The organism is Neochlamydia sp. TUME1, from assembly GCF_000813645.1.
GTDB lineage: Bacteria > Chlamydiota > Chlamydiia > Chlamydiales > Parachlamydiaceae > Neochlamydia.
Map to the genome: position 1 here is coordinate 1 of NZ_JRXI01000106.1, position 21,643 is coordinate 21,643.

The 21,643-nt window shown below is 37.4% G+C and carries 16 protein-coding genes and 1 tRNA gene; 8 read left to right on the top strand and 9 right to left on the bottom strand.

All coding sequences use genetic code 11. The annotated features are described in order from the left end of the window. Nucleotides 1-833: 833 nt before the first annotated feature. The 7 genes from DB41_RS04605 to DB41_RS04635 form a co-directional block, all read right to left on the bottom strand. A tRNA-Asn gene (locus tag DB41_RS04605) sits at nucleotides 834-905 on the bottom strand. A 77-nt stretch (nucleotides 906-982) separates the two neighbouring features. Continuing rightward, nucleotides 983-2,608: a chaperonin GroEL gene (gene groL, locus DB41_RS04610; RefSeq protein ID WP_039384871.1), complete on the bottom strand. Its 1,626-nt coding sequence runs from the start codon at nucleotides 2,606-2,608 to the stop codon at nucleotides 983-985. A 24-nt stretch (nucleotides 2,609-2,632) separates the two neighbouring features. Further along, nucleotides 2,633-2,959, bottom strand: a complete 327-nt coding sequence (gene groES / locus DB41_RS04615; RefSeq protein ID WP_042240868.1) for a co-chaperone GroES — start codon at nucleotides 2,957-2,959, stop codon at nucleotides 2,633-2,635. Nucleotides 2,960-3,082: 123 nt separating this feature from the next. Then, nucleotides 3,083-4,927, bottom strand: coding sequence for an oligoendopeptidase F (gene pepF / locus DB41_RS04620; RefSeq protein ID WP_052243909.1), 1,845 nt, complete (start codon nucleotides 4,925-4,927; stop codon nucleotides 3,083-3,085). Nucleotides 4,928-5,914: 987 nt separating this feature from the next. Further along, nucleotides 5,915-7,564 (bottom strand): hypothetical protein, encoded by a 1,650-nt coding sequence (locus DB41_RS04625; protein ID WP_039384872.1) that lies wholly within the window; start codon nucleotides 7,562-7,564, stop codon nucleotides 5,915-5,917. Nucleotides 7,565-8,136: 572 nt separating this feature from the next. After that, nucleotides 8,137-9,744, bottom strand: coding sequence for a hypothetical protein (locus DB41_RS04630; protein ID WP_039384874.1), 1,608 nt, complete (start codon nucleotides 9,742-9,744; stop codon nucleotides 8,137-8,139). A gap of 112 nt (nucleotides 9,745-9,856) precedes the next feature. Continuing rightward, a complete protein-coding gene (locus tag DB41_RS04635) occupies nucleotides 9,857-10,099 on the bottom strand; it encodes a hypothetical protein (RefSeq protein ID WP_039384876.1) in 243 nt (80 codons plus the stop codon). Between the two features lie 409 nt (nucleotides 10,100-10,508). Here DB41_RS04635 and DB41_RS04640 point away from each other — a divergent pair, with 409 nt between their 5' ends. Beyond that, nucleotides 10,509-10,802: an HPr family phosphocarrier protein gene (locus tag DB41_RS04640; protein ID WP_052243910.1), complete on the top strand. Its 294-nt coding sequence runs from the start codon at nucleotides 10,509-10,511 to the stop codon at nucleotides 10,800-10,802. A gap of 12 nt (nucleotides 10,803-10,814) precedes the next feature. On the opposite strand, the gene DB41_RS04645 is transcribed toward DB41_RS04640, so the two are convergent. Next, nucleotides 10,815-11,231, bottom strand: coding sequence for a bifunctional nuclease family protein (locus DB41_RS04645; RefSeq protein ID WP_039384877.1), 417 nt, complete (start codon nucleotides 11,229-11,231; stop codon nucleotides 10,815-10,817). 226 nt (nucleotides 11,232-11,457) lie between these two features. Next, complete coding sequence (gene rpiA, locus DB41_RS04650; protein ID WP_039384879.1) at nucleotides 11,458-12,165, bottom strand: ribose 5-phosphate isomerase A; 708 nt, start codon at nucleotides 12,163-12,165, stop codon at nucleotides 11,458-11,460. Nucleotides 12,166-12,206: 41 nt separating this feature from the next. Between rpiA and DB41_RS04655 the strand changes: the two genes are divergently transcribed. The 7 genes from DB41_RS04655 (at nucleotide 12,207) to queC (ending at nucleotide 20,605) form a co-directional block, all read left to right on the top strand. Continuing rightward, a complete protein-coding gene (locus DB41_RS04655) occupies nucleotides 12,207-12,962 on the top strand; it encodes a Nif3-like dinuclear metal center hexameric protein (protein WP_052243911.1) in 756 nt (251 codons plus the stop codon). Between the two features lie 600 nt (nucleotides 12,963-13,562). Further along, nucleotides 13,563-14,837 (top strand): tyrosine--tRNA ligase, encoded by a 1,275-nt coding sequence (gene tyrS / locus DB41_RS04660; RefSeq protein WP_039384881.1) that lies wholly within the window; start codon nucleotides 13,563-13,565, stop codon nucleotides 14,835-14,837. Between the two features lie 232 nt (nucleotides 14,838-15,069). Further along, nucleotides 15,070-15,387: an HU family DNA-binding protein gene (locus tag DB41_RS04665; RefSeq protein ID WP_197725083.1), complete on the top strand. Its 318-nt coding sequence runs from the start codon at nucleotides 15,070-15,072 to the stop codon at nucleotides 15,385-15,387. A 288-nt stretch (nucleotides 15,388-15,675) separates the two neighbouring features. After that, a complete protein-coding gene (locus DB41_RS04670) occupies nucleotides 15,676-16,761 on the top strand; it encodes a L,D-transpeptidase (protein WP_052243912.1) in 1,086 nt (361 codons plus the stop codon). Nucleotides 16,762-16,836: 75 nt separating this feature from the next. Further along, on the top strand, nucleotides 16,837-17,796 hold the full coding sequence (locus DB41_RS04675) for an acetyl-CoA carboxylase carboxyltransferase subunit alpha (protein WP_039384883.1): 960 nt from the start codon (nucleotides 16,837-16,839) through the stop codon (nucleotides 17,794-17,796). A gap of 192 nt (nucleotides 17,797-17,988) precedes the next feature. Next, on the top strand, nucleotides 17,989-19,908 hold the full coding sequence (locus DB41_RS04680; RefSeq protein ID WP_052243913.1) for an ABC transporter ATP-binding protein: 1,920 nt from the start codon (nucleotides 17,989-17,991) through the stop codon (nucleotides 19,906-19,908). Between the two features lie 7 nt (nucleotides 19,909-19,915). Then, nucleotides 19,916-20,605: a 7-cyano-7-deazaguanine synthase QueC gene (queC, locus tag DB41_RS04685; RefSeq protein ID WP_039384884.1), complete on the top strand. Its 690-nt coding sequence runs from the start codon at nucleotides 19,916-19,918 to the stop codon at nucleotides 20,603-20,605. The last annotated feature ends 1,038 nt before the right edge of the window (nucleotides 20,606-21,643 follow it).

Below are 21,643 nucleotides of genomic sequence, written 5' to 3' on the forward strand. Positions count from 1 at the left end.
ACAAAAGGTGGCGCATAGAGGAGTATCACAAATCAATAAAGCAAAATGCTAGCCTTGAGAAATCACCCACCAAAATTGCTCGCTCTCAAAGAAATCGTATTTTTTCATCCCTTATCGCTTATTGCAAGCTTGAATTTCTTAAAATTAAAACCTTACTTAATCACTTTGCTTGAAAATATAAGTTAATCCTTAAAGCCAATCAGATGGCCTATCAAGAACTGCAAAATTTACAAAGGAGTTCTATGCCTGCGTAAGGTGAGTTAAAAAGCAAAAATATATTTACTATAGCTGCAATAACTCCAAGCGAACATGCCAAAAGATTTGGGTTAGAGAGGAGCAGCTTTTAACTCCTCTAAGGGGATATCTTGATCAGATTCAGCTACCCGATGCAGCAGTTGAAGAGATTGTGACCTAGCTTAAAAAATCTTATACGCATGAACAAAAAATTTTTAAACATTCCCAAGACGCACTTTGTAAAGAGCTACATTATATTCAAAACCCTCTATCCAAGCTCATTGATATGCATCTGGATGGAGCGCTTGATTCTGACACCTATCATTCCAAGCTCGAAGAATATAAGAAGGGACAGGGAGAGATAACCTCAGAGATGAAAGCACATGCCAACGCCAGTAAAACCTGTCTAATCATGGCAAAAATAGCGTTGGATTTGGCAAAACGAGTAAAGGAACTCTTCATGAAGTCGAAGATGAGCGAAAAGCAACAATTGTTGAAGTTTGTCTTTTCGAACTTGAAATTGGATGGTAAAAAGCTGTCTGTAATACTGCTTATGCCGTTTTTTTGCGTCACTTGCTGTGTTACATCTATTAACAAATCTCCGGAAGTAGGATTCGAACCTACGACCAATGGATTAACAGTCCACTGCTCTACCGCTGAGCTATTCCGGATCAGAAAGCGGTATATTACATAATAAGCTTAATATTTGGCAAGAAAAAGCGGCAAAATAAATTGCCGCTTTTATATTTTAGTAGTCCATCCCTCCAGGAGGCATGGCAGGGGCAGCTTTTTCATCTACAACATCAGCAATGAGTGCTTCTGTAGTAATTAACAAACCAGCTACCGAGGCTGCATTCTCTAATGCGCATCGAGCAACTTTCGTAGGATCTAAAATTCCCGCTTTGATCATATCGGTAAATTCACCTGTTAAAGCGTTGTATCCTTGAGCATCTGATAATTTTTCTACTTGCTGAAGAATAATTGAACCTTCTTGACCTGCATTCTCTGCTAGCTGGCGAAGTGGAGCGCTAAGTGCTTTAGCAATAATTTTTGCGCCCGTTTTTTCGTCACCCTCTAAGCTTTCTGCTAAGCTTAGAACGGAAGGTACGCAACGTATATAAGCTACACCCCCACCAGGTAAGTACCCCTCCGCTACTGCAGCGGCAGTGGCATGATGTGCATCATCAACACGATCTTTCATTTCCTTCATTTCCACTTCAGTAGCTGCACCCACACGGATCACAGCAACACCACCGGCTATCTTAGCTAATCGTTCTTGTAGCTTTTCACGATCATAATCAGAATCCGTTTCTTCAATTTGGCGTTTGATAAGGGATGCACGCTCCTCTATCTTTTTCTTATCGCCCATGCCTTCAACAACCGTTGTTTCGTCTTTATTAACGATAATTTTCTTAGCGCGGCCTAGCATGTCTAATGTTGTACTTTCGAGCTTCATACCAAGTTCTTCGCTGATCACTTGAGCACCGGTTAAAATGGCAATATCTTCTAACATGGCTTTACGACGATCGCCAAATCCTGGTGCTTTTACTGCACAAAACTTTAGCCCCGTGCGCAGACGATTTACTACTAAGGTAGCCAATGCTTCCCCTTCTACATCTTCAGCAATAACAAGCAGAGGCTTTCCGCTTTCAGCACAAGCTTGCAAGATAGGAATAAATTCTTTTAAAACTGAGATCTTCTTTTCATAGACTAACACAAAAGCATCTTCTAATACACACTCTTGGGTTTCTGGATTGGTCATAAAATAAGCAGAAAGATAGCCTCGATCAAAATTCATTCCTTCGACTACATCCAGAGTCATCTCAAAGCCTTTAGCTTCTTCGACCGTGATGGTTCCGTCTTTCCCCACCCTTTCCATGGCTTTAGCTATGATTTCTCCAATCTGCTGATCATTATTGGCAGAGATAGTGGCTATCTGAACAATCTCTTTAGAGTCTTGAACTTTTTTACTGCGGGATTGTAATTCTTTAACAACTGCTTTGACAGCTTTTTCAATACCACGGCGTAAACTGAGCGGATTTGCTCCTGCAGCCACATTACGAAGACCTTCAGCATAAATAAATTCAGCAAGCACTGTAGCGGTAGTTGTACCGTCTCCAGCTTTATCAGCTGTCTTACTAGCTACTTCTTTCACCATTTGGGCGCCCATATTCTCATGCTTGTCTTCCAGCTCAATTTCTTTAGCTACGGTTACACCATCTTTTGTAATGTGAGGTGTTCCATATGCTTTATCAATAATCACATTGCGTCCTTTGGGACCTAGTGTAACTTTTACGGCATCAGCAAGAATGCGCACCCCTTTAAGAATCTTTTGACGAGCATCTTCTTTAAATTTAATATCTTTCGCGGTCATAATCTATTTCTCCTTGAACCTATGTTATTCTACAATACCAATAATATCATCTGCCTTTAAGATGACATACTCTTCATCTTCTAGTTTGATATCTTGGCCTGAATATTTCTCCATAATAATGATATCGCCTATATTTACAGGGATAGGGATCAACTGCCCCTTTTTATCTTTTTTACCAGTACCAATGGCTACAACCTTGGCTTGCTCTTGCTTTTTCTTTGCGCTGTCCGGCAAAATGATGCCACCTTTCAACTTTTCTTCCTGCTCAAGACGACGAACAAGCACTCTGTTACCTAGAGGCTTAAATTTGATGTTCAAGTTTTGTTTTTCTTTTGTTTGTGTCTGTTCCATAAAAACTCCCTACTTTGCAAGATTTAAATACATGTTCCAGAGGATAGAAGCCTCACTATATTTTAAGAGATTAAATTTTCGCAAGCTAAATTTAGCAATCACCAACAGAAAGTGCTAAAACCTCTAACTTTTGTTTTTGGTAGTTTTTTTAGCTACGCTCTTTTTTTTGCCTAGCAAAGAAGCTAATTCTTTTACCAGCTCTTGAAATTTATGAATGGCTGATTCAACAGGTGCAGCCGAGCGCATATCTACTCCAGCTTTTTTTAATAACTCGATCGGATACTGACTAGAGCCGCTCTTTAAAAAAGATAGATAAGCATCACGTTCTTTTTTACCTCCCTGTGATACTTTTTCTGAAAGGGCTAAAGCGGCACTAATGCCTGTAGCATATTGATAAACATAAAAATTATAGTAAAAATGGGGAATCCTTGCCCATTCGTACTCTATTAAGCGATCGATTGTGGCAGGACCAAAATAATCCACATTAAGCTTGAAGAATTGCTCTTTAAGCATTTTTGGGGTAAGAGGTATGTTCTTTTCGGCTCTTTCATGAATAAAAAGTTCAAATTCAGCGAACATGGTTTGACGGAATAATGTAGCACGAATATCTTCAATCTGCTGATTAAGCAAAAATATTTTCTCTTCTTTAGATTGAGCTTTTTTAAGCAGATAACGCATTAATAAGTCTTCATTAAATGTAGAAGCTACCTCTGCTAAGAATATGGGATAATCGGCATATTGATAAGGCTGATTTTTACGACTTAGGTAGCTATGCATGCTATGGCCTGCTTCATGCGCAAGCGTGAAAACATCCCTTACAAGCCCCTTATAATTCATCAAAATATAAGGCATACTATCGTAGCAACCACTTGAGTAGGCTCCAGAGCGCTTATTTATGTTTTCATATCGATCTACCCATCGTTCCTCTATAAGCCCCCTTTTTAAAATATTTTGATATTCTGTTCCTAAAGGTGCAACCGATTCTATTACAGCCTCTTCTGCTTCTTCGTAACTCATCTTTATATCTACGTGGCTAGCTAAAGGAACATACATATCATACAAATGAAGAGGGCCTATGTTTAAAAATTCTTCCCGCAAGCGGATGTAATGATGAAGAACATCTACATTTGCATTTACGGCAGAGATCAAGGAATGATAAACCTCTACGTCGATGTTTTTCGGCAGGAGTGAAGCCTCTAAACATGATTGGAAATTGTGGGCCCGAGCATTAAAAATATGAGCTTGCACATTTCCATTTAATAATTCACACATAGTATTCTCATGCTGCATGTATTTGCTATGCATCTGCTCAAAAGCATTTTTCCGCAAAGTGCGATCTTGCTCCCGTATGAATACTCCATAGGAAGATTGCGTCAATTCATGCTTTTTTCCTTGGCTATCGCTCACTTTTTCAAATTTAAAATCTGCATCATTGATAGCAGAAAAAGCTTTAACTCCTGTAGACATTGCTTCTCCTGACAAGGCTACTAGCTCTTCCTTTTCTGCTGATAAAGTATATTTTTTCAGTCGAACAATTTTTTCTAGGTAAAAACGATAGCTTTTTAAAATCTCGGCTGCTCTTAACTTTTTTAACTCTGCACCCGGTAAAGCAAGAAGTTCAGGCTCAAACCAGGCGCTTTCCTGGTTAAAAGCATGATGTAAATGAGTAATTTTAGCCAAAGCTGCTTTATATTCATCATTAGTAATATCTTCGTCATGACGTAAGTGGGCATAGGTATATAGCTTAGAGAGCTTTCTAGAAATGTCAAAGAGCACTTCTAATGCTTTTTCAAGAGTTTTAGCATCTTTTCCCAGCTTACCTCTAAAGCGAGCTAGTTGAGGCCAATGAGGAGATTTATCCATTTCAGCTACGGAGATGAAATCTTTTTGCCAATCGGCTAAAGAATGATAAAGAGATTCTACATTCCAACAGTCCTTTTTAGCTACTTGTGAACGTTTTTTGAGCATATTGTACCTTTTGTAATGAAAGGCTTGAATATACATATTCACGAATTGTATGTACAGCATGACGGGAAGCAATCATAAGGAGAAGGAAAGTAGATAAGAAGAAGTAACAAAATAAGCTTCAGCGTTACCTAACTTAATTGGATTTTAAAGCCACCCTTATCATTGATTGATAATTTTAAGAATTAAATCAATCTTCTTAGAAAAAAGCCTGGTGGCTTTTTTTCAAAAGGTTTGCTGATCCTATTCATCGCTCATCTTTATTAGCTAAATCAATTGATTAAAACCTATCCATATTTTGGCAAGAGGGCGCTAATTCTTGCATTCTCTAAGAGAATAAGCAATTTAAACCTTGCGAAGCTAATTATTAACCCTATGAACATATCCTGTTAATAATGAAGAATTTAAATTTGTGATGTATACACTTCTTTTTTTAAGAAAGAGAAGACATATGCCAGGAAGGTTTGAAGGACTTACAGGCACCCAATGGAGAATCTTACAACTGCTTTTGCCGCAGAATTATCCAAAAAATTAAAAGGGAAAACCTTATACTCTCTGCAGAAAAATTTGTAACAGCTTATTTTGGATTTTGATTACAGGGTCACGTTGTTGTGATTTTCCTAAAGGACCAAATTGGGGATCAAGAGCTGCTACTCATCGGTGTCTAGGTAAATGACAAGAAGATGGAACTTTAAATAGCTTGCTATCGGCATTAAGGGAATGCGCGGACAAGAATGATTAATTTGGAAAGGCTAGCCATTGGATGTAAAGCTATTATATGAAAGCTGCATGTGCATAGGATTGAAAATAATAGGAAATATTCCACTTGCTACCAACGCAAGAATCTTGATTATTTAAAAAATTGTCAGCCACTTTGTCACTTAAAAAGATATTTATTTAAATGACAAAGTGTTCCTCAACCCTTATTCTTTTAAAGGGGGTAAAATAAGACTTTAAAAAACATCTCTTTCACTTCCCAGGCTAAATGCTTTATTTAAGAGCATATTCCATACTATTGTTAGCCAACTGCGTTAAGGCAAAAGGTGAAGCATTTTCTGGATTAAGATTCCGTATGCTGTCGAATCTAGCACGATTATTTCCTAGATTGAATCCTAGCAGCCCATACATAGAAAGCAATAGCATATATTCAAAGCCACTTGAAACAGCCACATCAGAATTTAAAAGCATAAATTTTGTATGAAGAAAGAGATACAAGAATAAAATTCCATAACTATTGACGTTTAGCTCAAAATCAAGTTGATTGATTAGTCGATTATCCCACTTTAGCTGGCTAATTAAGAGTTCGACAGCTTTGCTTGTTACATATCCACCTGCAGAAGTTAAACCAAGTGTAAGCATGGCTGAACCTGTATGCCAATCATTTGTCATGATGCAAGCAATTGTAAAAGCTAAAAGTGCCAGCGATAGAACACCTGTTTTAACATACTCTGTTTTTCGAGCAGTGATTTCTAAACGACTTGCGCCTGTTTTGCTATCTAATCTTTCATAATCTCTTTCTTGCAAAACGCGGGTAACTGCCCCTAAACAACCTAAAGTACTATAGGAAAGAGTAGCGTTAAAGGGAAATAGAATGCCTGGTAAAACTTTGCCTACTGTATCAAGCGTCCTTCTTCCAATACTCAGAAGTCTATTTTTGAGTGTCTTGGGATGATCCTCAATTTCGCGTAAATACTCTTTATATTTATAGCGGTTTTCTATCATCCAATCGTGAGCCTTTAAGCCATATCTACAGATGAAATTAGCTGCTGTATAACTTAAAGTTAAAATTCCTGCATGAAAATCCACGTGAAGAATCTTTTTAGAATTTTCTGGCATTTGCTGACTAGCAATGATAAGTGCCGATCCAAAAGAAGCTAGAGCTAAATAGTGGACGGTTAAAGCCCATTTATTGGCTTTTCCTCCCAACATAAGCTGTCTTTTACGATTTTCTACTGCCCAAGGGTATTCATTTTTAGGAAGCTTTCTGGGCTTGTTTAAAATATTATGAGCCACAAAGAAAGCCATGGAAGCGTAGGTGATCACACGTATACTCGTTTTCATGTGATAGGCATCATTGGAAGAAATACCTAAAGCTTCACAAATGTCGTCCAAATTAAGGTAGAGATTGGTAAAGGCAAATAAGCCTTCCGCTGCAAGACTGGCAAAAAAAGGATTTACCCATTGAGCGACTTTCTTGGGTGTACAGTAATGTGAATAAAGACGTACGGTAGCTCCCAATCCAGCAGCACTTAAGACCTCCACAGGGGAGTTGCCCCAGGTTGTAGCATTTAATGCAGTCAATGTGGTGGAGCTGATAAGCAGAAAAGGGAGAGTCGTCTGCCATGTTAATTTACACATGCTAGGCAGCTTAGTCACTTTAGGCCGCTTAATGGCTTTTTTCTTTATCGGACGAGAAGAAGCACGCCCTACAGAAATTTCTTCATCCGAAGAAGAAAAACGTTCTATGTCACTATTGATAGCAGGAGGATTGGGAGACAAAAAATCTTCTGTCTCACTCCCTCCTTCCAATGAAGTATAAGGATAAGTAGCTCTTTCGGCATCACTGCTCTCCAAGTCAGAATCAAAATGATTTTCAAGGGACCTATGCCTATAATGATTAATAAATGAACTGATGCTCATAAATATATAAACCTAATTTTTAAATATTATTGAAATTATCCATGTTGTCAGAAGAGATTATAATTAGCAGAATGTCTTTATCTTTTAACCTTAAAAAACCTTTAGTCAAGTTTTTTTAAACATCTAGCTTTTTGCTCTCACCCCTTTTTATGAACTTCAGGAAAGAGAGAAAAATTTGGCTCTATTACATGCTAAGATTCCTATTTCCCTCTTTGCAAAGCATAGAAACAAACAACACCTTGCCAGAAGCGATGTAGATATGTTTAAACTTCTTAAAACCTTTAAATAGATCAGGCAAAAAAAACTTACAAACTTAAAATACCATCCGGCCATCTCGCTCTAAAGCTTATTCCTCCAGGTATTCTTAAAGCTTTAAAATAAAAATTACAAGTAAAAAAAGTTACTTAACACTCTAGTTAAATATAAAAAGCTTAGATTTAAACAAATATGTAAAAATACCTTTAACTCATTTATTTATTGATTAGATAAGAACAGAGCTTTTGTTTTTTATTTAGGGTTAAACGAAGAAAAAGAGTGGCAAATTTTTGTAAGCCCTGGCGAAAAACATTTTCTCAATGAGAATTCCTATATTCCATGCAATTATTAGCGGCCTGCGCTAGCGCAAAGCTTGAAGCATTTTCGGGATTTAAATTGTGCACACTACCAAATCTTGCACGATTATTTCCTAAGTTAAATCCTAGCAATCCATACATAGAAAGTAATAGCGCATATTTAAAACCACTCGATACATCCACATCAGAATTTAGAAGCATAAACTTGGTATGGAGAAAAAGATATAAGAACAAAATCCCGTAGCTATTGACGTTTAATTCAAAATCAAGTTGATTGATCACTCGATTGTCCAAATTTCGCTGGCTAATCAAGAGTTCAACAGCCTTACTTGATAAATATCCTCCCGCAGAAGTTAAACCAAGCGTAAGCATTGCTGAACCCGTATGCCAATCATTGGTCATCATGCATGCGATTGTAAAAGCTAAAAGCGCGATAGACAAAATGCCTGTCTTAACATATTCAGCCTTTCTAGCTGTAATTTCTAAACGTGTAACTCTCGTGTAACTATGCAATCTTTCATAACTTCTCTCTTGAAGAACGCGTGTAGCGGCTCCTAGACATCCAAGAGCACCATAAGAAAGAGAGGCATTAAAGGGAAATAAAAATCCCGGCAAAACTCCACTAAAAGTTTCAAGAGTTCTTCTTGCAAGGATCAAAATTCTATTCTTAAGTGCTTTAGGTTCTCTGTCAAGACCTTGAAAATATCCTCGGTAGAACCTATTATTTTCTAACGACCAATCATGAGCCTTTAAGCCACACCTAAAAATGAAATTGGCTGCCGTATAACTCAAAGTTAAAATGCCTGCATCAAAATCTAAATGAAGAATTTTTCTAGAATTCTCAGGCATTTGTTGGCTAGTCACGATGAGAGTTGCTCCCAAGGAAAGCAAAGCTAAATAATGAACAGCCAAAGCCACTTTATTAGCTGATCCTCCTAAAATAAGAAGCCTAGTAGGTAGGTCAGAATCCTGAGAAGGTAATTCTTTAGGTTTTGCTAAAATATTATGGGTGACAAAAAAAGCAGTGGAAGCATAGGTGATCGAGCGAACAAGAGTTTTAAGGATATTTTCATAATAGCCGGACAATAGTCTTCCCTCTTGACTCATATCATCCAAATTAAGGTAGAAATTGGTCAGTGCAAATAAGCCTTCTGCCGCTACACTGGCGAAAAAAGGAGGGGCCCATTGCGCAATCTTTCCAGAAGAGCAATAGTGTGAATAAATACGTAAACTAGCTCCTAATCCGGCGGCACTCAGCATCTCAACTTGCCGATTATCCCATTTTGCTGCATTTGCACCTATAATGCCGGCAGACAATCCATATAATAAAGGTAAAGCTGTTGTCCAGGTCGATTTACAGCTGTTTGCAAAATCATTCTCTCTTAAAGGAGCAACACCCTCATTTGCCCTTTCAGATTCACTCTCATTTTCTTCATTAGAAATTTGATGGGAGGGATTGCCAAGAACCTGATTTAGGCTTCCAGCCTCCAGCCTTCTGTAGGGTTGGACACTATCCTCATCGCTACCCTCTTCGAATGAAAGATCATCATTTATACGTGCGAAAGATCGCTCACTACAATAATTGCCAATCCGTGAAATAATGCCCATCAATCTATCAGCCTAATTTATATTTGTTGTAATTATTTTTAATGGATGCAAAGTAAAGTTCTTATCTTCTCAATTCTAGTATTGATCTTTAGAAAAATAATAAAGCTATTCCTTAAACAGTCTCATCCGCATTTTTATCCTCCTCTACCTCCTGGTCTCCATCAGGCCCAGGACCAAAATTAATGGCATAAAGATTTTGCCGCTTCTCCTCCTCTACCTCTTGCCCCTGATCGCCTGTGGGTCCAGGGCCAAAATGGATGGCATGTAAGCGATTGCTAATCTTTAATCCTGCACCCAATATTGGCGTTAGGCTTAAGCCAGCTATCCCGAGAAAAAAACATATAGACTTTAACATCACCTTACTCCTTTAAACTTGTTCTTAATCTCTTTTTAATGGCTAACAACTAAAAATACTATTAAAAATTTATTTAAAAATTCTTTTTAAACTTAAAATGTTCATGGCTAAACGAATATGCTAAAATAATTTTTAATTTTTTTTATGAAGGTTCTTAAAACTTTTAATTGCCTTTCTCTTAGGATATGAAGACAAAAAAAGAAACGATATTTTTTTTATTCAAGCGCTTAATTAGGAAATCCTTATAATAAAGCAGCCCCTTAAGAAAAAAATTTTATTGCAGAATATTAAATTAGGGCGTATCCCTTTTTGGGAGGCAGGGAATATTTTTAATTAAATTAAGGGTAGCTTGAAAAGCTTAAGGTGATGGCATGACAATCAAGCTAATTGTAGAACAAGGTTAAAGGATATGGCCAAACTTACGAATAATAAGAGACATACAGGAATTTTTATCGTACAAAACGATCGAGGCTTACATACAAGACCTTCAACGGAAATTGTCAAATGCGCTACAAGCTTTAGATCAGAAGTCCATCTCATTTACCAAAAAAGTTATGTGAATGCTAAGTCTTTACTAGGTATTCTGATGTTGGCCGCTACTAAAGGCTCCAAAATTCAAATAGAAGCCGAGGGTGAAGATGCCGAAGAGGCTGTTGCTAGCCTAATTGCCTTAGCTAAAAACAATTTTAATATTAAATATTGATTGAATCAACGTTCATTCTTCCTCGATCGCCAAAGTTTTTTCCAAAACGTCGCGCGTACAAAAGACAGGAGCATTATTCATTAATGCAAGAGTTATGCAATCGCTAGGCCTAGCATCAATCTCTACAATGTGCCGTCGTCCCCCTGCATCTTGTTCTAAAAATAGGCGTGCAAAATATGTGGTATCCTGGATGTCATTGATAACAACTTGTTTAAGTCTAATTTCATACCCTCGGAAAATATAGCTAATAAGATCATGAGTAAGAGGCCTAGCTTTCTCCGCACCTGTCAAAAAAATTTGGAGATTACGGCCAATAGCAGGATCAGTATAGATAGCAAATTTTTTTCCCTGCCCTTTCAAGATTACTACCGTATAAGAGCGAGTTTGCATGATTTTATCAAAGGAAAGCTGAATAAGTTCAGAAAGCATAAATAATAAATCCTGAGTAAAAGAGGAGATCTCCTCGTTGATCTAAAAATTAACCGTTATTAACCTTAAGCTGTAAATCTATTTAGTTGATATTCTAAAGATTTTCTCTTTTATCTGTCTTTCCTTTCTTCTGGAAAGCGGCTTACCATCCTTTCCTCCAATGATTAACAGGTGCAAGAAAAAAACTTTAAATTTTACAGAAGAATTTAAAATCCTAAAATTTCGACTATTTTAATTCTGTAAAAATTTTCACTTCCCCATCATTATAGCCAACAATAATCCTTCCCGCTAGACGAATAAAAAGGCCAGATTCTACCACCCCTACAATTTCACTCAGTCGTTGGTGCAATTGCTCAGCTTTTTCTAACTTTTCTTTGAAATAAATATCGTAAATATAATTTCCATTATCCGTGCAATACAACTCTTTTTCATCATGGGTCCTTAATTTACCTTGATAACCTAGCTGTTCAATACGATAAATAGTTGCAGGATAAGCGAAGGGAACAATTTCAACGGGTAAAGGAACTTGCCCGAGCTTTTTAACAAGTTTAGCTTGATCCACAATAATGATCGCTTCCTTACTCATGCTAGCTACAATTTTTTCTCTTAGTAGCGCTCCGCCACCACCTTTAATCATTGTTTTGTCAGGATCAATTTCATCAGCTCCATCCACCGTTAGATCAATAGAAAAAAGAGTATTGATATCAATTAAAGGAATGCCTTTTTCTAATGCTAACTTTTGAGATTGAGAGGAAGTAGCCACGGCTTGAATTTTAAGGCCCTCCTCACATCGTTGAGCAAGCTTTTCAATAAAAAAACTTGTAGTGGAACCAGTACCTAATCCTACTGTCATTCCGTTTTCAACCAAATTTGCCGCCGCATAGCCGGCCGATTTTTTAGCAATTTGCTGGCCGATAAAACTATTATCTGACATTATAATCTCTTTTAAAGTTTATTCGCATTATTAGTAGGCCTATGATTACATTACAAGAACTTTGTGTTTACTTAGATAAACTTTTAGAGCCCAGCTCCATCAAGGATTATGGCTTGAATGGCTTACAAGTCGAAGGAAAAAAAGAAATTTTAAAATTAGCTACAGCCGTATCGGCAAATTTGGAAACTCTTCAAGCTGCGGTTCACTGGAACGCAGATGCTTTACTTGTACACCATGGCCTATTTTGGAATCAGGATAGCTATCAAATTCGAGGAATAAAAAAAGCTAAACTAGCTTTGCTTTGCCAACATAATCTTTCTCTAATCGCCTATCACCTCCCCTTAGACATCCATTGTGAATGGGGCAACAACTGGAGGGCTGCATTAGAAATGGGGTGGGATAATCTTCAACCCTTTGGTCTAGCTAACGGTCTATATTTAGGAGTTAAGGGCCGTTTGAAAAAAATGAGTCGTCTAGATTTTCAAAAAAAGCTGGAAGATTATTATGCCCATGTTGCTCATATAGCTCCAGGAGGGAAGGAAGAAATTGAAACTGTAGGTCTAGTATCGGGAGGCGGTTATAAATTCTTATCCTACGCTGCGGATGAAAAATTAGACGCCTTCATCTCAGGCAATTTTGATGAACCAGCCTGGAGCCAAGCCTATGAGGAAAAGATTAATTTTTTTGCTATGGGACATTCCGCTACTGAAAAAATTGGGCCTAGAGCTTTAGCTACTCATTTGCACGAAAAGTTTCAGATGGAATGCAGGTTTATAGACATCTATAATCCTTTTTAAGAAAACTAAGCTTAATATAAAAAACTATTTTATTTGTGTCTAAAGGGAGATTTACAAGAGCCCTTTATCAGCTTCAAATGTCCTATCTTTCTTCATCCTTATGCTTTAATTTTTTAGTCGCTTCTTAAGGGTAAGCTCACTTGATGAGTTTAAGGTAATTCACACAACCGGCACGAGAGGATTAAGATATCCTGGATTTGCTTTTAGCTAATAGAGCAATTTTCTCTTATCTACTTATTTCCTTTTACGGCTATTTAAGCGATGGGTCGGAAATCTTAAACCTTTTCATCTTTATCTTTCCCCTTTGGGCCCGATCTCTTTTTATCTTAGCCTGTTTTGTCGATATCTCTCCTCTACCCTTTTACAAATAGTTGGCTAGCTCTTTGCTCACTATCCATCCTCTTTTTAAGCTAAATAATTTATGAGGAGGTAATTTATTTAGCTTTACATAATGGGAAATGGAGAGTAAGAAAAATTATCCTCATTATAAATCATCTTGCTATGCAGGAATAAATTTTTTCATACACTCATCTAGTTCATTGACAGAAAAATACTTAAAATTCAAAATAGCATCCATTCTCACCCTTTTTAAGGACTTACATGCCCAGCTTAATAGAAACTCTAGCTGAACGTGGCTTTATTGAAGCTTGCACAAGTGATGAGCTGAAAGATATATTAACGCAGCCTACGAAAGTTTATTGCGGATTTGATCCTACTGCCGATAGCTTACATTTGGGCCACCTGATCTGCATGATGGGGCTTGCCTGGTTTCAACGCTTTGGACATACTCCCTACGTTATATTAGGAGGAGCAACAGGCATGATTGGCGATCCTTCAGGTAAAATTTCTGAGCGACAAATCTTAGATGAAGAGACATTACTAAAAAATCTTATAGGTATTCGTAAAAATTTTGAAAAAATCCTTGATACTCATGGTCGTCCTAATGCAACGGTTTTTTTAAACAATTATGATTGGTTCAAAAATTTTTCGTTTGTAAGTTTCTTGCGCCAGATAGGTAAGTATTTTAGAATGGGCCCCATGCTTTCTAAAGATTCTGTTAAAGGACGTATGACTTCGGAAGAAGGCATGAGCTTTACAGAATTTGCCTATCAAGCCTTACAAGGGTACGATTTTCTTCATTTATTTCAGAATTATGGGGTAAAAGTGCAAATAGGTGGAAGTGACCAATGGGGCAATATTACAGCAGGAACAGAGCTCATTCGAAAAGCACTTGGTCAATCCTCTTATGGCTTAACCTTTCCTCTATTAACCCGCAGTGATGGACAAAAATTTGGAAAATCTGAAAAAGGAGCCATATGGCTTTCAGCAGATAAGCTTTCTCCTTATGAGTTTTATCAATATTTAGTACGTGTTTCTGATGTCGATGTCATTAAAATGATGCGCATGTTGACCTTTATGGATATGGAGGAAATTAGAAAATATCAAGCGCAAATGCAGCAACCCGATTACGTACCCAATACTGCTCAAAAACGCTTAGCAAAGGAAGTTACGCGTATCGTTCATGGAGAAGAAAATCTTAAAATAGCTTTAGGAGTTACCGAAGCGGCAGCCCCAGGAGCAAAAGCTAATTTGGATGCTACCACACTTGAATTAATGGCGCAGAATATGCCCTCTCGTATCCTTAATAACAAGACGGTAATCAATGCTAAATTGCTTGAACTGATATGCCAAGTAGGACTTTTGCCTAGTAAGAGTGAAGCAAGGCGCTTGGCTCGAAATGGAGGAATATATTTAAATAACAATAAAGTTGAAGATGAGAACTATATCATACAACCTGATGACTTAATAGCAAATCGCCTGATGTTGTTAGCCGTTGGTAAAAAGAATAAGATATTAATAAGTATTGAAAATTAACATTTTCCTAGACGAACAGCTCTATCCTCAAAAATATAATGCCTAAAGTAAAGAATCTTCTTGAAACGAAAAGTTGATTGATTATCATAAGGTTTAAATATTTTTAGCTGCGTTCTACAGTTTTTTCAAGAAAGCAAGGTTAGGAAAAATAAAAAAGCTTGCTAGTAAATAAAGTAAATACAAAAAATAGCCCATAAACTCATCGCATATTCAATTAAGGAGTTCTAAAATTATGACAACTATGACCAAGAAAAGTACTATGACAAAAAAGAAATTGATCAATTCGATTTCTCAAGATAAAGGGATACATCCTAATGATGTACGCCATGTCATACAATCTTTTCTAGATAAAATGACTGAATGCCTCTCAGATGGGGATCGCCTTGAATTTCGTGATTTTGGTGTCTTTGAAGTGGTCGAACGAAAGCAAAAAATCGGTCGTAATCCTAAAAAAGCCGAGGAACCTATTGTTATTCCTGCACGCAATGCTGTTAAGTTTACTCCTGGTAAGAAAATGCGTAAACTAATTGAACGACCTCGTTCTATCTAATCATCCAATCGTTTAAGGATATAGGATAAGGAATAGAGGATTGTACATCCTTAATTCCATCCTTATCCCCTTATGGTGAGTCTTTAAAATATAGATAGCTAAGCATCTGTTTTCCAGTCTCTTTAACAGTGGATAAAAATTCATAAGATTTTTATTTCTTTATAGAGCAGAGGGTATAATCTTTTGGAAATAGGGTTTAACTTTTCAGCTGCCTAAGAAGTTTTAGTGGCCAAATTGCGCTTTGTTGTATTATACTTTACCCATAATTAAGCAAAGGCAGTCATTATCATGACCTTACCCAGATTATTAATCATTTCGGCCATTATTCTGTTTAGCATCATTGGCGTGGCAGCTTTATTCAAAAATAAGTCTCCTCACGCAAATTTTATTATTGAGCCCGCTACCTCTCATCCTCCCATTGAAATTGAGATAAAAAGCAATTCTTTTTCCAACTCTGCTCTTCCCTCTCTTTCTCAAACACCATCTTCTCCTCTTCCTATACCCTCCCTAAAAGCTAAGGATAAAGAATTATCCGATAAAGATTCTGATGACCAGCTTAACTCTTCTGAGAAGGTATTAGAATTAAAAGCACAGCTCCCTGAAGAAAACAGGGTGGTGGAATTTTTTAATACCACCAGTCCTAAATTTCCTATTGTAGAGACCATCACTTATAAAAGCCGCGTCAATTGGCAAAAAGGCAGGCCTGCCTGGCTATCGGATTATGCGAATTACTATAAAACTTCGCGTCATTTTATCGCTCGCAGTCTCAATGGAAAGCCTGATTATCTTAAACAAGATATAAGCGAAGGTGCACGCTTCAATATTTTACATCCTCACAAAATGATTCATTTTCATCTTTTGATTGACTTATCGCGCTGCCAGATGTGGTTCTACTATTATGATATAAATGCTAAGGAAAAAGTATTAGTTAAAACATATCAAGTAGGATTAGGGCGTTTGGATCCTTCCACAAACTCCGGCTTATTGACTCCTCTTGGAATATATTCTTTAGGTCCGCGAGTAGCCGTCTATACCCCTAAGATAATGGGGATCCATCAAGGCGCAAAAGTAGAAATGATACGCATATTTGGGACACGCTGGATTCCTTTTGAAAAAGAACTTCACGGAACAACGGCACCAGCTAAGGGCTTGGGTATCCATGGCATGCCATGGCTAATAAAAAATGGAACACTAGTTGAAGATACCAATAGTCTAGGTAAATATGAAAGCGATGGCTGTATCCGTATGGCTGCTGAAGATATAGAAGAGCTTTACTCCATCATTATTTCTCGTCCTACCACTATTGAACTTACAAAAGATTTTTTTAAGGCCGAAAATAACATGCAAACGATCATTGAGATTGCCAACAAGTAGTGTCAAATTAAGTTCCTTTTTTCTATACTTTGTTCGAATAAATTTGAAAAAATCCTGTAACTAGGGAGCGACTGTTTGGACATTTTACCACACGAAAGACAGATTCAAGAATATGTTAAAACTATAGAGCATCTTAAAAAGCAAAATAATGATAATCCGATTTTCAACACAGAAATTAAAAAACTTGAGCAGAAACTAGAAAAGCTTAAAGAGAAAATATATGCCGAGCTAACTCCCTGGCAGCGCGTTCAGATCTGCCGCCACCCTTCCCGCCCTCAATCTAGCGACTATATAAAAAACATTTGTCAGAATTTTTATGAACTTTGTGGAGACCGCACCTATGGAGATGATCCTTCGATTATAGGGGGATTAGCTAAAATCGGCCCCATGAAATGTATGGTGATGGGCCAGGAAAAAGGCTGTGATACGGAAAGTAGAGTCCACCGAAACTTTGGGATGCTAAACCCTGAGGGCTTTAGAAAAGCCTTAAGGCTTATGCAACTAGCTGAAAAATTTAACCTTCCTATCGTAACATTTTTAGACACACCTGGCGCTTATGCTGGCTTAGAGGCTGAGGAAAGAGGACAAGGATGGGCAATCGCTTTAAATATACGCACGATGGCACGTATAAATACGCCCATTATTGTTACTATCATAGGTGAAGGTTGCTCAGGAGGCGCATTAGGCATGGGAGTAGGCGACGTGGTAGGCATGATGGAACATGCTTATTATTCTGTAATTTCTCCAGAAGCATGTGCTTCCATTTTATGGAAAGATGCAAAGAAAAATACGGAAGCTGCTAGTATTCTTAAATTAAATGCTGAAGATATGCTGCCTTTAAATATTATCGACGCCATCATCAATGAGCCCTTGGGAGGAGCGCATCACGATCCGCAAAAAGCTTATATGAATATGCAGCAATTCATTTTAGAGCAATGGCAAACACTTCGCCACATTCCCAAAGACATTTTACTTGAACAACGTTATCTTAAATTTCGTAAAATGGGCCAGTTCACTAGCCATGCTAACAGATAGACTAGCCTCAACCTACACCCCTAATAAAAAGATAGAAGCAAAAGAAAGGAAGAGGAGTGTTTTTAGGGGCTCATTTCTTAACAATAAGAAAATATTCCTTAATTTATAGCCTTTAACCTCTCATTGGTTTTCATTTTTTTATATCGCGTGTAGCCCTAACACAATATCTTGGATTTTAGGTTTAATATTAACATGATAAAAATTTTTAAAATTTCTTTTGATAAACATGTGCATACTACCCTCATCGTGTTTATTATATTAGCAATGTTATTACTCACGGTGGCCTCGCAGTTAGAAATATTGGCCTTAGGAATAATTACTAAGAAAGGGCCAGACATATTTGAGCTTTTCGCCCCCTTAAAAGAGGGCTCTTTGCAAAAAGTTGATAAAATAAGCTTAGCAGAGGTGCATCAACGCTTCGAGCAGCTAGATAGCAATCATAAAGGCTATATTACATCTGCCGAAATCGACCATTTTATGGCTAAGCTTAAAAATAAAAATCTTCTGGAAGAAGCTACCCGCCGTATCAACCATATATTGCCTATTAAAGAAAATCTATCCAGTCTTGCTTTATTTTTAGTATTTGTTGCTTTTTTTAAAGCCCTTACACTGTTTGCTCATCGCTTCTCGACACGAGTCTTAGCTATTCGGGTGAGTAGTAAATTACGACAGCAATATTTTGAACATATTCAAACTCTACCTTTAAAATTTTACCATGATCATCATATTGGCAGCTTATCCGCACGTGTAGTGGGTGATTCCTCAACCATCGCTGAAGCTATCAATGCTTGTCTCGTTAACTACCTTCAAACGCCTTTTACTGTATTAACTACCCTCTTGATGTGCTTTCTCACCTCATGGAAACTATCTTTGATTATATTCATTGGCTTCCCTCTAATTGTATTTCCTATTATTTTTCTAGCCAAACGTGTTAAACGTATTTCAAGGCAAATCCAACAAAATCAAGAACGCTTTGCTTCCGTTATAATTGATTTTCTAGCGGGTATTCAAACTGTAAAGCTGTTTGGGATGGAAGAGTTTTCGTTAAAAAAATACAAAGATCAAAATCAGAAAATGGCTGCACTTGAGAAAAAAAGTGCTTGTTATGATCTTGCTTCTCGCCCAATTATCCATACCATCGGAATGTTTTTCTTAGCCACAGCTCTTATGTATGGTTTATATGTGCTACACATGAGCATACCTGAAGTGTTATTTTATTGTGGCTTATTATACATATTTTATGAGCCCATTAAAAAATTTGCTGAAGAAAATAGCCATATTCAACGAGGAATCGCCGCTGCTGAACGGATGTGCGAAGTGTTGGATCTAGTTCCCTGCATCCGTGATGTTGACGGGGCGGAAACGATGGCTACATTTGAAGATTCTATTGAATTTGACAACGTGTGGTTTCGTTATGAACAGGATTGGGTTTTAAAAGGATTGAGTTTCAAAGTAGAAAAAGGTACCACGGTAGCCATTGTAGGGCCCACCGGAGCAGGCAAATCTACTATTGTTCATCTTCTTCCTCGCTTATATAACATTCAGCAAGGAACGATACGTATTAACAATAAATCAATCACAACTTTTACTCAAAAATCACTTAGAGAACTGATTGCTTTTGTTCCTCAAAAACCCTTTCTTTTCCTTGATACAGTAGCTGAAAATATTTCTTATGGAAAAAACTTATCTATCCAGCAAATTGAAAATGCCGCTAGAAAAGCTTATGCTGAAGAATTTATTCTTCAATTACCTAAAGGATACGACACAGAATTAGCTGAAACAGGAAAAAATTTATCAGGCGGCCAGCAACAACGCTTAGCTATAGCGCGGGCTTTAGCCAAAGATGCTCCTATCCTTATTATGGACGAAGCCACCTCCGCTTTAGATGCTAGCAGTGAAATACATATTAAAAATGCAATTCATCAACTACGAGGGCAAGTCACCCAAATCATTATTGCTCATCGCCTCTCTACCATTGAAGACGCTGATAAGATTATCTATCTAGAAAAAGGAGAAAAACTAGCCGAAGGTACTAAAGAGGAATTGCTACAAAATTGCCCAGGCTTTAAAAAAATGTGGGAGCATATGTATCATGCCAACCAAACATCCTAAGGAGGAAATGAGAAAAAAGAAAGCAGTTGTTATTCATTCAGGTGGTATGGATTCTTCTATCTGTTTAGCGCTTGCTATGCAAGAGCTTGGAAAAGATGCAGTCACTAGCCTATCTTTTTACTATGGCCAGCGGCATGCTTCTGAAATTATACAAGCAGAAAAAATTTGCAAAGATTGGAATGTAGCGCATGCCACGCTTAACTTAAGCTGCTTAAGTCAAGTTACCGCCAATGCACTAATTAACCCAGCGGTAGCCATCGAGAAAGATCCACCTACTACTCCCAATACGTTAGTAGTAGGCCGAAATGGATTAATGGCTCGCCTAGGAGCCATTTATGCGGATTATCTTGGAGCTTCCTTTATCTATTTAGGGGTGATCGGCGTGGAAGGTAACTATTCAGGATATCGAGATTGTTCTCGAGAATATTTTGACCTTAAGCAGAAAATTTTGCGTATAGATCTAGCCAATCCACACTTTAAAATTTTAACCCCTTTAGTCTCTCTGACTAAAAAGGAAACGTTGGAAATAGCTCATCGATTAGGTATCCTTGAATACCTCTTAAATACAACTATTACCTGCTATGAAGGGATTTCCCAAGCAGGCTGCCAACAATGCCCTGCTTGTAGGCTCCGTAATAAAGGCCTGCAAGAGTTTAAAGAGGCTAATCCAGGCGTCTTATTGAATGTGGAGCCTTAAAATCGCAGTAAATTAAAAAATTTTAACGAGAAGATGGGGCTTTAAACTAAATAAGGCACCTTGTGTTTTATAACTTCAGCTTCACTTAGTAGGCTCCTTTAAGCTAACGCTTTATTCTTTCTTGCTCCAAAGAGTGAACTTTTTTTTAAAGAGAATAATCTTTATAAAAGAAAGGGGCTTCTTCTTATAAAGACTATATATATCAGCATGGTTAGCACTTAATCCCGACTTTGACAGTTGTTTTATAACTAAGTAATTGTTAAAGACTTATATTAAAAATTCAGGCACAACATTGAGATTGAAACGTAGTATTTCTTTGAGTAGGTATTCCCAGCACTTGGAGAATTGCTTGAGCATCTTGGCAAAGAAGCGATTGCATGGAACCTTCTCTTTTTGCGGATCTATCCTCAAAAATGGTTGTGTGCACCTGCGCTAATGCATGCCTAATGCGATCGAGAGTAAGATAGACATTATTTTGGCGAAGCAATGACTCTAAAAATCTTTCGAGAAATAAGTTTATAAAACATAACAATAGATGGGCTTTTATTCGAAGAGGAGCCCAATGAAAAATAGGTCGGGTTTTAAGCGTAGATTTAGCCACTCGGAATGCTTCTTCTATGTGCCCCAGATCCTAGTAGCGAGCTAAAACTTGCTCTACACTAATTTCTCAAGGAAAATAGGTAGGCTAACAGGCTCTACCTCCTGGCTTAACTGCTGGAATACGGCCAGCTTTTTATCTTTAGTGTTTTTCATTAGACTTAACTTTGCCCTGTGTTCTTAACTTAAAGGAATATTACATCAAATACGGCCATTTTTCAAGAAAGATGGCCGTATTAATTTAAATACGGCCATCTTGACGTTTGCTCGGTAGCATAACTTTTTGATGGAGACAGCAAACAGCTTGAGCAAATATAAGGGAAAGCAAAAAAGGGCAACATTTGCACTATTTAAAAAGAAAAAAGGATTTTTTATAATAGAATTTCTCTTTACCTCCTTCATCAAATACCCTTATAAATCTCGTTAGACTCTAAATTTTTT

Coding starts and splice junctions, on each gene's coding strand:
- DB41_RS04630 (WP_039384874.1), bottom strand. CDS start 9,744: ATGGGCATTATTTCACGGATTGGCAATTATTGTAGTGAGCGATCTTTC.
- DB41_RS04640 (WP_052243910.1), top strand. CDS start 10,509: ATGGCCAAACTTACGAATAATAAGAGACATACAGGAATTTTTATCGTA.
- groES (WP_042240868.1), bottom strand. CDS start 2,959: ATGGAACAGACACAAACAAAAGAAAAACAAAACTTGAACATCAAATTT.
- DB41_RS04655 (WP_052243911.1), top strand. CDS start 12,207: ATGATTACATTACAAGAACTTTGTGTTTACTTAGATAAACTTTTAGAG.
- pepF (WP_052243909.1), bottom strand. CDS start 4,927: ATGCTCAAAAAACGTTCACAAGTAGCTAAAAAGGACTGTTGGAATGTA.
- tyrS (WP_039384881.1), top strand. CDS start 13,563: ATGCCCAGCTTAATAGAAACTCTAGCTGAACGTGGCTTTATTGAAGCT.
- queC (WP_039384884.1), top strand. CDS start 19,916: ATGAGAAAAAAGAAAGCAGTTGTTATTCATTCAGGTGGTATGGATTCT.
- DB41_RS04680 (WP_052243913.1), top strand. CDS start 17,989: ATGATAAAAATTTTTAAAATTTCTTTTGATAAACATGTGCATACTACC.
- DB41_RS04645 (WP_039384877.1), bottom strand. CDS start 11,231: ATGCTTTCTGAACTTATTCAGCTTTCCTTTGATAAAATCATGCAAACT.
- rpiA (WP_039384879.1), bottom strand. CDS start 12,165: ATGTCAGATAATAGTTTTATCGGCCAGCAAATTGCTAAAAAATCGGCC.
- groL (WP_039384871.1), bottom strand. CDS start 2,608: ATGACCGCGAAAGATATTAAATTTAAAGAAGATGCTCGTCAAAAGATT.
- DB41_RS04670 (WP_052243912.1), top strand. CDS start 15,676: ATGACCTTACCCAGATTATTAATCATTTCGGCCATTATTCTGTTTAGC.
- DB41_RS04665 (WP_197725083.1), top strand. CDS start 15,070: ATGACAACTATGACCAAGAAAAGTACTATGACAAAAAAGAAATTGATC.
- DB41_RS04625 (WP_039384872.1), bottom strand. CDS start 7,564: ATGAGCATCAGTTCATTTATTAATCATTATAGGCATAGGTCCCTTGAA.
- DB41_RS04635 (WP_039384876.1), bottom strand. CDS start 10,099: ATGTTAAAGTCTATATGTTTTTTTCTCGGGATAGCTGGCTTAAGCCTA.